The organism is Mesorhizobium sp. M7A.F.Ca.US.002.01.1.1, from assembly GCF_004022955.1.
Lineage (GTDB): Bacteria > Pseudomonadota > Alphaproteobacteria > Rhizobiales > Rhizobiaceae > Mesorhizobium > Mesorhizobium ciceri.
In genome coordinates this window covers 41690-51700 of the sequence record NZ_RZQE01000007.1, presented here as the reverse complement: position 1 = coordinate 51700, position 10011 = coordinate 41690, and the positions used below count along the sequence as shown (strand labels likewise).

Here is a 10011-nt window from a genome sequence, read left to right as displayed (position 1 = left end):
GTTCTGCACAGCACCGCTTATCGACATGCGTCGCTACACCAAGCTCTTGGCGGGCGCGAGCTGGATCGACGAATATGGCGATCCGGACAAGGTTCACGATTGGGCTTTCCTGAAGGAAATCTCCGCCTATCACGCCGCAGCGCCGGGACAGCCCTATCCGCCTATCCTGATCGCCACCACGAAACGCGACGACCGCGTCCATCCGGGCCATGCGCGCAAGATGGCCGCAAAACTGCAGGCTCTTGGCTATCCCGCTTACTTCTACGAGGCCAGCGCAGGCGGGCACGGCTGCGGCGAGGACAATCGGGAGCAAGCCGCATTCATCAGTCTAGGCACCAATTTTCTCCGCAGCGCAATCGGCTTCAACGATCACCCTCCGGAGACGGCGGAACGCGTTGCAACGCAAGAGGGGCATTTGAGGTCCATCAACAATTCATTCGAGCAGGAGACGAAATAGTGCAGTGCATCCTTTCTGAACATCAAGGAGTGAATCTCATGGCGAGAACGCGAATGGGCGTAGCGCGGGCAACAGCAGCGGCGGTGGCCCTGATCATGGTGGGACAGCAGGCCGTCGCCGCGGAGCCTGCGCAAGCAGAGACCGTCCTGGCGGAGACGGGAGCCTCGGTCACCGAAGCGCCAATCCCTTGGCAGGTCCGCCTGCGGGCGTTGGGCGTCGTTACGAAAGATCTGGGCTACGTTGATACGCTTCCCGGCTCCGGTCTTTCGTATTCGGACACGGTGACGCCGGAACTCGATATCTCGTATTTCTTCACCGACAACATCGCCGCCGAACTCATACTCGGTACCACTTATGCCAACATCGCGGGCCAAGGGACGATCGGAGGGTTGGGCAACATCGGCAAAGTTTGGCTGCTGCCGCCGACACTCACGTTGCAGTACCATTTTACCGATCTCGGCGCGTTCAAGCCTTATGTCGGCGCCGGCGTGAACTACACGATCTTCTACAACCAGGACACTGGCAGCGCTGATGCTCTCAAGGTGAAGAACACGTTCGGCACGGCGCTGCAGGTCGGATTCGACTACATGGTGGACCAGCACTGGGGCCTCAACTTCGACGTGAAGAAGCTTTTCCTGAAGCCGGACTTCGACGTCACGGTGACCGGCGCGAAGCTGACGGGGAAGGCGGAGCTCGATCCCTGGCTGATAGGCGCAGGTGTCACCTACCGCTTTTGAATATCAGAGTGAAGTCTGCTTCCCGACTGCCGGTTTAAATGAAGGGCGCCTCGCGCGCCCTTTTTTACGGTCGACACTGCAGCGCAAGACCTCATGAAGCTATTGTCGGGCGGGGTTCTCTTCCGGCGGACCAAGAAGATGCACTGGCCAACCGGCCTTGCGCCTGAGGTGGAGTGCTTAGAAGCGCTTTGGATCGGGACGGGCTTTGGTATTGTGGGTGGAATGCTTCAGCCAGACCATTTGCCAGCATCGTCTCCCGGACGTCATGTGTGAGCTTCTTTGTCAGCGCAAGGCGAACACGGATCTCCTAGCAGGCCGTTGAAGAAGTGTCCCGTTTGGCCTTGAGGATTGCCTCGTCGCCGTTGTGATAGAAGGTGATGTCGATGGAGCCGTCGTCGAGCAGTTCAGCATGGCCGTCGCCTGTGACCTCGTCCATTTCGTCGAATCCGACCCATGTGAAGAAGACCGTCGACGGGCCGTAGCCGAGTTCGAGGGTTAGATGAGCCAAACGCCAGTGGGGCGTCCTGGGGACGACGCGCGCGAGATTCTGGTCGTGGTGGCCAGCCCAATACGATGTGAGAAGTTGCTGCCGGTGCGGGTACCGGAGGTCGCCGATAGTGACAGCCGATGTTCGACAGCGGCAAGGACATGCTCAGCCGTCAACGCGCCGAGGGCTTGGCCGGGAATGGTGGTGATGGAACCAATCCAGAAAGCGGCGGCTGCCCAGGAGAACGCCTTCGCGGGACTTTGACTCCAGTCCGCACACCCTGCTCAGATAGTCCGAAAAAGAGGTCAGAAGCGGAGCATCCGGATTATTATCTACACTGGGAACAGAAGCATGGAAGCGTTCTGGAGCCACTCGCCGCGCGTTTACCAGTGCCGACACTGCTCCAAGCTGACTATCTGCCATGACCACCTGCCGAACGTAGTCCGTTGATGCCACCGGTACCCTTCGCGGTCTGCTCCAGCGGGAAGATCGGGTCTGATCGACCCTGCTGACCTGTGCGGCGGCCTCTCTCGCTAGGGCGTCCCCCTTCCTGTCGTCCTCCTCCGCCGCTTTCGGCTGCTTTCGGCCCGCCGCCCTCGCCAAGGCGTCGTAGTCGGTAAGCGCGTCCTCCGTCTCCTTTAGGGGCTTCATCGCGTGACTAGAGTTTAGCGCGTGTTTGTAGGCGGCGGACCGAATGGTCGTCGAAATGCCACTCAGCGCCACCGCAAGATGCCCTAGGGCTTCCGCCTCATGATCTGACAGCGGCACGTCACGATTAGAGCCGATTGCCCTGCCTTCTTCCAGTTTCACAATGTTTGTAGTCATTTCCTGCTCCATCGCGTTGACTGAGATACGATGGAGACGGAAGTGGAGAACAAATTTTTACAAGCAACTAAGATGATATTCTCGTCAACGGGACAATAGTGGACGTTGAGGGCGGCGAACAGGGTGGTGGTGCCGTTGCGCTTGTAGTCGTGCCTCATCGTACCGAGCCGCCCCTTCTTCATCGGCAGGCCGGGTGGGTGCGGTCGAGCGCCGGATCTGGCTCTTTTCATCGACCGACAGAACGATGGCATGGGCCGGCGCATCGAGATAGAGGCCGACGACGGCGCGCAACTTGTCGACGAACTTCGGATCATTGGAGAGCTTGAACCTGGCGCCAGCGGTGGGGTGCGAGACCATGCGCCTTCCAGATGCGCCTGACGGCGCTGGCGCTGATTGCGGCGGCTTGCGCCATCATGTCGGCGGTCCAGTGGGTCCTCTCGCCCGGCGGATCGGCAAGCGTCAGTGCCACGACGCGCTCGCCGACATCGGGACCGAGCGGCGGAATGCGCCACTGTCGCGTCTTGTCGCGCAGCAGCCCGTCACAGCCTTCCGCGGCAAAGCGCTCCTGCCAGCGCCAGACGTCGGTCTTCGACTTGCCGATGCGGCGCATGACCTCGCCGGTGCCGACGCCGTCGGCGGGCAAAAGCACTATCTCGGCGCGCCAGACATGCTTTTGCGGGGCGTTGCGATCCCTGATCAGCGCCGTCAGACGGACGCGATCGGCCGACGAAACGGTGAACGATCTTCCTGTGCGCATGCGCCAGACTCGCACGCGCAGGCCAGAAAGGGAATCTCTGATTGGACTCCTATGTCAGGCGGGAACCACTAGACGCCGAGACCGCCGATGCAGACATGTTTGGTGTCGAGATAATCCACGATGCCCTGGAGGCCGCCTTCCTTGCCGAGGCCCGATTCCTTGACGCCGCGGAACGGCACCTCCGGCGTGGTGATCAGGCCTTCATTGACGCCGGTACTTCAGTCCTTCCATCACGCGGAAGGCGCGACCGAGATCGCCGGTGTAGAAGTAGGCCGCGAGGCCGAACTCGGTGTCGTTGGCGAGCGGCGTGCCCGACCTGAGACATGGGTGACGTTTTGTACCGGACACGGATGAAGTGCACCCCTCGGGTGAGCGTTTGCTCGATAATATCCACTGAAGTGAAGCAGTCGGTCTTAATGCTGGAACTCATGCCACCCGACCGACCCGGGAATTCGCAGCAGCGGCGCCGTCGAGTGCAGAACGAATGCCGTCAACCAAGGGGTCGATCTCGCTTTCGGTGATTATATAGGGCGGACAGATTCCAAGCACTTCTCCCATATTGCGGATCATGACGCCGTGCTCGCGGCACCGCCGCTCGACATCGCCGATCCTCAGCTCGGGCGCGAAGACGCGACGGGCGCACGATCCTCGACGATCTGAACCCCCGCGATGAAGCCGCGGCCGCGGGCTTCACCGACAAGCGGATGGTCGCCGAGCGCGTCCGCGAGGGCTCCATGCAAGTGATCGCCGAGACGACGCGCCTGGGTCACGAAATCGATCTCGCTGTAGATCCTGATCGCCTCGGCGGCGACGGCCGCTATCACCGGATGACCGGAGTAGGTGAAACCGTGACCGAACACGCCGACCTTGTGGGCCTCGTCAGCGGCGCATTGATAAATCTTGTCGAGATAATGACGCCGCCAATGGGCAGGTGACCGGATGAAAGCCCCCCGGCGATCGAGAGCATGTCCGGTTCCATCCCAAATGTCTGGCTACCAAACCAGTTCCCGGTGCCTCCGAAGCCGCAGACCACCTCGTCGGACAGCATGAGGATAATTTCTCACTTTCTTGCGAAGATCGGGGGTGTCCACGGTCATTCGTATTACGCGAGATCCGCGAGGCCAAAAACCATCATACCAGAGAGGCGAAACTGCTATCTAGGTGTTTAGATGCAAGAAATTAATCCTGCATTGTTCCCGCACCAGGAACACCCGAGAGGATACCAAGCAGTATTGAACCTTGTTGAAAATGCTCTCGGCGCGCTGGGCGTTATAATTTCTCGAAGGCGATCACAAGGACGTCGCGATAAGCGTACGGCATTTTCAGGTTTTCGGCCACAATCGACGATACATCGTGAAAGGTTTCGCGGTCGTTGCAGATCACAAAATCATTCGGGGAGTTCATTTCGACCTCGCCGAGGAACTCCTTTGAGGCGTCGGTGATCATGCTCATGCCGCCGGTGACGTTGACCCGCCCAATCATATAGCAAGCAATGAAGTCCACCCCGTCCTGGTGAAGGCCCTCGGGTGCCGGTTTGCCATTTACACCATCGCGCGCGACAATCCGGTAGGGATGGATCTTGATATTCCAACGATCATGTCGGGCGGCTTCACATAGAATTCTGCAGAAACCTGTCAGAATCTTTTCTAAGACGGGATGGTCTATAAAGGAGTTTTCAAGGGGCTCGAAGTGGCGCTTGAAGCCGCCATTCAGATGATTGACACTTTTTGATTGTTCGTAGGGGGCGTGGGGTAGGAGCCTAAAGATTCCGTCAGTCGCGTCATATTCAAAAGCGCTATAGCGCCGGTAACGATATGTTCCGCCGTCACGCATGTATTCATCGAGAAGAAGTCGATTCCAATGGTCAGCAAAGTTCTTCCAGGCTGCATCAATTTCGATGCCAAAGCAGGCTTCGGCGCGCTCGCCTTTTGAAAACCACCATCCATTTGTCACCAGACCGTCAGTGCATTGTTGACTGAGGTTGGCCGGCGCCTGGGGTGCGTTGTTTTCCACGGGTGTCTCCCTTTTGGTGACTTGGCGAGGACGGAACGCTTTGGACAACGCTATGTGGGTTGCGGCTTGGTATTCCCAAAGGTCGCGGTCCCTAATGTATCTCGGCGTCCTGGCTCGGATCGACCGAGGTAAAAAGCGTGTGTGATCGACTATGTAGCTGACGCTCCCGCTAACGCCCTCGAGGGCGGATGCAATGGCCCGTTCGCACATCTGGTGAATAGTACTGCCCCATGCACCTGAAACCGCCTCTTGGGACCAGGCTTGCTCAAGCCCTTGCTTCAAAACGATTGATGCCACGTCAAGAGAAGCGGTTTCGAGGTGACGCAGCGCGTCGAAGATAATGGCCGCGGCAGGGGCCTCGCGGACTTCGAGAACCTTTTGGCCGGTTGTGATGTGTTCAAGCCCGACAAAGCGGCCGTGCCCGAATTTGCCGACCGTGTTATTCAGGAACGGGATTGCGTCGACCAATGCAACATCACGGTCATCAATTGACACGAGACTTCCGTCTGCAAACCCGAGTTTGATCTCTACCGGCTGCTCTGCGGGAATGTGGCGCGTCCAAGCAAATGCCTCCTCGGGGATGGAAAAGTTCTCGGGATCTTCCAAAGGCCCCGACTCGAATTCCCGACACCAGAGGTTTTCGTCCGCGCTCCACGTGCGGTCCGCCACAAAAGTCGCTCCACACTTGGACAGGTCGGAGGTCTTCTGTTGTCGGGATATCACAGAGCATTCATACGGACTGCCGAAGTTGCCGGAAAATCCTGAGCGCTTAATGCTATTGTTAAGGCGCGGAAGACTGTTTTGAGAAAGGTTTGCTGTATGAAGAACCAGCCGTGAGTTGATTGACCTAGCATGATTAACAACCAAAGATGCGATTATGGGACGGCTCAACGAACTGCTCAACGGATAGATGCCAAGGTACTTGGCGTGGGCTCGAATGGCTGATTTCACGCCTTGTTCGACAAAGGCATCCCGCCCTTCGAGGCAGACAAAGCGCGCGCCGAACATGGCTGCCGTCCGTTCCAACAAAGGCTGATCGATGCGCGTTCCGACATCCGCTGCGACAGCTTCAATGTTCGCAAAGCCAAGGCTTTGCAGCTTGTAGAGAAGATAGGTGCTGTCGAGACCGCCGCTGAACATGGTTGCAACTGGTGCGGTTCGGTCCGGAAAAGCCTCCAGATCTTCAAAACTCGAAATGCCGCCGATGGCGGGTTTGGTGGAAGCCAAGATGGGGTTCATTTGGATGTCCTGCTCTCAAACCAGATGCCAGCAAACGTCGCAGCGAGGACGAGGCCTGCGCCTATCAAGCTCGGTACTGTCAAAGGCTCATTCAGAAGAAGGTGCGCTAGAACGAAACCAAAAAAAGGTTCTGTTCCCATCAAGAAGCCAACCCGTGTCGGTGTGGATTTTCTCACTGCGGCATTTTGAATGTAGAATGCAGCGAGGGTGCAGAAGAGTGCAAGGAAGGCAACAGCGCCCCAAAACTGAAGGGTGGCCCTCACAACAAGGCCTGAAATTCCGAACTGAGCGACGGCCAAAACGAAAGTAAGTGTTGCCACCGTCGATCCTTGGATGGCCGTCAGGGCTGCAGATGAAATCTGCCGGCCGGCCAGAAGGCGTTTGGTGGAAACGACCATAACCGCTCGCAGAATCGCGGCCCCCAAGACAAGCGCGTCACCCGGGCTGAACCTGCTGATCCCGCCAGTGAGAATGCCGACACCGATGCACGCTATGGCAGCACTTGCCAAAATGCCCGTAGGTGGAAGTCGCCGTGATAGCCCATAGTCGATGCTCGGCGTGAAAATCACACAAAGCGATATGATCAAGGCCGTGTTCATTGCGCTTGTCGATGCAACGCCGTAAGTTTCAGCAATAAAGATGCAAAAAAGTATTGTTCCCAATGCGAAGCCGCGGATGAAATCGCCCCAGGAGACCAATGCGATCTCATGTCTTGCAGCCACTGCCGTAATGATCGTAGTAATCAGGAAGCGATAAAGAACAAGTATCGAAACCGGCGCGTAGAACAGTGCGCCTTTCCCGACCGGATAGCTCGCCCCCCAAACGAATGCGACTCCCAGCAAGGCTAGATCCACCGAGAAAGATGGCGTCCGTGTTTTCCTGACAGGTATTGGAGAACTTTCGAAAACGTCCACCTTCAAAGTTTCCTTTGTGTTAGCCATCCACCCCTGCTGCGAGGGTCAAACAGATCAGGTCGTTCAGCCTCTTGGGCGATCCGTGCCGCGGCGTACTTGTTTTTGGTAACGCAAGTGCCGTGCCGATTCGGAAAACCATTGCTAGACAACAACCTGGTCGCCTTGATAGTTCGGCGGTTCATGTCCATTGTTGTCAGAATGCCGACAATGACTTCAACTGCAGGGATCCTACCGGCAGGGCCTCAAGGCGAACACGCGGCTCCAAGATGCCGACACGATGGCTGGTTCAGCCATGCTTCGACAGTTGCCTGTTTTTTCAGTTCCTTTGCTGTTCGTGCGCTAACCGCAACGCTCCATACTAGTCTCGCGTGGCTGTCCCCGTGGGGTGGGCGGCAGAAAGCGATTAGGCCCGCTGAAAGAGGCGAACCGCATCCGAAGGATCGTAACCAAGAGAAGGACCTGAAGCGAGAGCGAAGGTTGCGGGAGGCCGCGGCGGGCCTAAAAGGCAATGCCGACCGCCCCAGGAAAGGCTGACAAAAACCGCAGCGGCCGACTGTCCAATAGGGTGCGCCGGGCCAGGGCGAGCCAAATGGCAGGGGCTGCCGGGGGACCCTAAGAAAAGCCTGGGTTCACGAGCACCCGGCGCGCGCCATCAGGCGGCCAGCTACTTGGAGGGCGGGTGTATCATGCCTGTTTGTCGGGCCGAACCAGATCCATGTGGCTGACGCCGAGGGCCAATGCCAGTTCATAGATCGTGATAATTGTCGGATTTCTTCGGCCTTTCTCCAAGCCGCTGATGTACTGCTGACTGAACCCGGAAATCTCCGCAAGCTGCTCCTGCGTCAGGCGCTTCCTTTGCCTGATCCTCTGCACATTCCGTCCGACCAACTTGCGCATATCCATGCACGCAAGCCAGCGGATCAGGCGGCTTGAGTTTATCAACTATAATATGTAATCCACATTTAGCAGGCACAGGGCTTCGCGGGTCCATTGGCCGGAGATAGAATTAGCGATGTTGCAGCCCAGATCGAACACGCCGTTCGCCGACGAGGTCCCCTGGTCGGACCGCATTACAGCCTACGACAAGGACCACTTTACAACCTATATGAGGCTCCTGGACGCCTCGGCCGACAACGCCACTGAAGAGGAAATGGCCAAAGTGATCCTCGGCATTGATCCGGCACGCGAACCTGAGCGCGCACGCAACGTTCTTCGCAGTCATCTCGACCGTGCAAACTGGGTGGTGACGAGCGGCTACAAGGATTTGTTCGCCAGTTGACGAAATGGGCGGTGCGGTCGCTTCGCTTCAAGCAACGAAGTCGCGCAACCGCCATGCATCGACGTATCACCACAGCGCGGATGGCCCAGCGCTTCGCTGTCTCATCATTTTGTCCTCCGCTCGCCAATGGCTGCTTCCCAGGAATGGGTGCGGCGGCGAATCATGACAGGAACGGGTCCGCCGTCTGAGCCGCACCGCATCCGAAGGGCCGGATGGACAACCTACTGAAAGCTCACAGCTGGCTAAGGGTTGCGGGACGCCGCGGCGGGCCTAGAAGGATGCGGCGCCACCTGCTGAGAAAGGCACAAAACAGAGCGAATTGCGAGAGTCTAACGACGCGCTAGGAGGCGCAGCGGAATGGTCGAGACGCCAGAGCCAAGAAAATCGGGGCTCGACCCACCGGCACACGGCACGCGCGGTGATGGGCGCGGGCGCCCACTACGTGCGCAGGCTCAACAGAATCTCACACGGATCAGCATCGAGGGCCGCAGTTACGTCGAGAAACTCAATGACATCGAGACGCCGTTCGCCACCCTCATATTTCGCCACGAAAGATTGCGGACGACCAAGCTTCTCAGCCACCTGCGCCTGCGTCAGCCCTTTGACATTGCGCAGTGAGATCAACTGGGCCAGAAACCGCTGGTGGCGGGGAGATCGAAGAGATTTGGGCATTTAGGTGAACCGGCAGGTAGAGACCGGCTCAGCGACTAATCCCCGTTTCGGATTATCCCATTTTGGGATATTCTGCCTTGGATCCAGCGATCAACATGCGAGGTTCGCGGCAGACATGAATCAATCAACGGGAACAGATAGGACTCAAAGCTCAACACTGCTCGACGAAGTCCCTTGGTCTGACCGTCTTACCGCCTACGACAGGGCGCACTTTACCATCTATATGAGGCTCCTGGACGCCTCAGCCGATGAGGCGCCCGAAGAGGAAATGGCCCAACTGATCCTCGGCATTGATCCGGCACTTGAACCGGAGCGCGCCAGGAAGGCGCTTCGTAGTCATCTCGACCGTGCGAACTGGATGGTGACGAGCGGCTACAAGGAATTGTTCGCCAGCTGACAAATTCGCAGTGCTCGGTCATAGAAGCGTTCCTGTGCCATTGGTCAGGCTGATCGGGGCCTGCACCACAGACGCGCCGGCAAAATGGACCCGGTGGCGAGCACAATTCAGTTCCCAGGAAATCGGGGTTTGGCAACTGTCCGAGCGTCTGACGTGATAGAAGGTTCCGCTCTGTCTGGATGGGTATTAGCCCGGAGCAGCACTCCATATCGTACCGGCGCTCGACGAAGGGTC

11 protein-coding genes and 2 pseudogenes are annotated in these 10011 nt (G+C 58.0%); 4 read left to right on the top strand and 9 right to left on the bottom strand.

The window, feature by feature from the left end; all coding sequences use genetic code 11:
- On the top strand, nt 1-457 hold a 457-nt coding region (locus tag EN932_RS02195), incomplete at its 5' end, for a prolyl oligopeptidase family serine peptidase (RefSeq protein ID WP_164890419.1).
- Between the two features lie 38 nt (nt 458-495).
- The gene (locus EN932_RS02190; RefSeq protein ID WP_063169295.1) at nt 496-1194 is read left to right on the top strand and encodes an OmpW family protein; all 699 of its coding nucleotides are present in this window, start codon (nt 496-498) and stop codon (nt 1192-1194) included.
- A gap of 307 nt (nt 1195-1501) precedes the next feature.
- Here the strand turns inward: EN932_RS02190 and EN932_RS02185 are convergent, their stop codons facing one another.
- The 8 genes and pseudogenes from EN932_RS02185 to EN932_RS02150 all read right to left on the bottom strand — a co-directional run bounded on the left by EN932_RS02185 (nt 1502) and on the right by EN932_RS02150 (nt 8332).
- Nucleotides 1502-1702 carry a hypothetical protein gene (locus EN932_RS02185; protein ID WP_244514237.1) on the bottom strand — a complete coding sequence of 67 codons (201 nt, stop codon included), beginning with the start codon at nt 1700-1702 and terminating at the stop codon, nt 1502-1504.
- Nucleotides 1703-2607: 905 nt separating this feature from the next.
- Nucleotides 2608-3263 (bottom strand): annotated as a pseudogene (locus EN932_RS02175) (IS630 family transposase); the annotation flags it as partial.
- A gap of 68 nt (nt 3264-3331) precedes the next feature.
- Nucleotides 3332-3566 (bottom strand): annotated as a pseudogene (locus EN932_RS02170) (aldehyde dehydrogenase family protein); the annotation flags it as partial.
- A 308-nt stretch (nt 3567-3874) separates the two neighbouring features.
- Entirely contained in the window at nt 3875-4123 is a 249-nt protein-coding gene (locus tag EN932_RS39455) for an aminotransferase class III-fold pyridoxal phosphate-dependent enzyme (protein ID WP_063169297.1), read from the bottom strand.
- The gene (locus tag EN932_RS39450) at nt 4084-4311 is read right to left on the bottom strand and encodes an aminotransferase class III-fold pyridoxal phosphate-dependent enzyme (RefSeq protein ID WP_263485461.1); all 228 of its coding nucleotides are present in this window, start codon (nt 4309-4311) and stop codon (nt 4084-4086) included. Before EN932_RS39450 ends, EN932_RS39455 begins: the two co-directional genes overlap by 40 nt.
- A 221-nt stretch (nt 4312-4532) precedes the next feature.
- Complete coding sequence (locus EN932_RS02160) at nt 4533-6515, bottom strand: argininosuccinate synthase-related protein (RefSeq protein ID WP_063169298.1); 1983 nt, start codon at nt 6513-6515, stop codon at nt 4533-4535.
- On the bottom strand, nt 6512-7456 hold the full coding sequence (locus tag EN932_RS02155; RefSeq protein WP_082826572.1) for a DMT family transporter: 945 nt from the start codon (nt 7454-7456) through the stop codon (nt 6512-6514). The genes EN932_RS02160 and EN932_RS02155 overlap by 4 nt, the downstream gene beginning before the upstream one ends.
- A 657-nt stretch (nt 7457-8113) precedes the next feature.
- On the bottom strand, nt 8114-8332 hold the full coding sequence (locus EN932_RS02150) for a helix-turn-helix transcriptional regulator (RefSeq protein ID WP_029354714.1): 219 nt from the start codon (nt 8330-8332) through the stop codon (nt 8114-8116).
- Nucleotides 8333-8441: 109 nt separating this feature from the next.
- On the opposite strand from EN932_RS02150, the gene EN932_RS02145 reads away from it, so the two are divergent.
- Nucleotides 8442-8708 carry a DUF2285 domain-containing protein gene (locus EN932_RS02145; RefSeq protein ID WP_063169299.1) on the top strand — a complete coding sequence of 89 codons (267 nt, stop codon included), beginning with the start codon at nt 8442-8444 and terminating at the stop codon, nt 8706-8708.
- A 438-nt stretch (nt 8709-9146) separates the two neighbouring features.
- Here EN932_RS02145 and EN932_RS02140 read toward each other — a convergent pair whose 3' ends face one another.
- Nucleotides 9147-9380 carry a helix-turn-helix transcriptional regulator gene (locus tag EN932_RS02140; protein WP_082826573.1) on the bottom strand — a complete coding sequence of 78 codons (234 nt, stop codon included), beginning with the start codon at nt 9378-9380 and terminating at the stop codon, nt 9147-9149.
- A 115-nt stretch (nt 9381-9495) separates the two neighbouring features.
- On the opposite strand from EN932_RS02140, the gene EN932_RS02135 reads away from it, so the two are divergent.
- Nucleotides 9496-9777, top strand: a complete 282-nt coding sequence (locus EN932_RS02135) for a DUF2285 domain-containing protein (RefSeq protein ID WP_063169301.1) — start codon at nt 9496-9498, stop codon at nt 9775-9777.
- The last annotated feature ends 234 nt before the right edge of the window (nt 9778-10011 follow it).

What these genes read in the sequence shown, in the direction of transcription:
- EN932_RS02145 (WP_063169299.1), top strand. Translation starts at nt 8,442, where the DNA reads ATGTTGCAGCCCAGATCGAACACGCCGTTCGCCGACGAGGTCCCCTGG.
- EN932_RS02160 (WP_063169298.1), bottom strand. Translation starts at nt 6,515, where the DNA reads ATGAACCCCATCTTGGCTTCCACCAAACCCGCCATCGGCGGCATTTCG.
- EN932_RS02155 (WP_082826572.1), bottom strand. Translation starts at nt 7,456, where the DNA reads ATGGCTAACACAAAGGAAACTTTGAAGGTGGACGTTTTCGAAAGTTCT.
- EN932_RS02140 (WP_082826573.1), bottom strand. Translation starts at nt 9,380, where the DNA reads ATGCCCAAATCTCTTCGATCTCCCCGCCACCAGCGGTTTCTGGCCCAG.
- EN932_RS02135 (WP_063169301.1), top strand. Translation starts at nt 9,496, where the DNA reads ATGAATCAATCAACGGGAACAGATAGGACTCAAAGCTCAACACTGCTC.
- EN932_RS02190 (WP_063169295.1), top strand. Translation starts at nt 496, where the DNA reads ATGGCGAGAACGCGAATGGGCGTAGCGCGGGCAACAGCAGCGGCGGTG.
- EN932_RS02150 (WP_029354714.1), bottom strand. Translation starts at nt 8,332, where the DNA reads ATGGATATGCGCAAGTTGGTCGGACGGAATGTGCAGAGGATCAGGCAA.
- EN932_RS39450 (WP_263485461.1), bottom strand. Translation starts at nt 4,311, where the DNA reads ATGCTGTCCGACGAGGTGGTCTGCGGCTTCGGAGGCACCGGGAACTGG.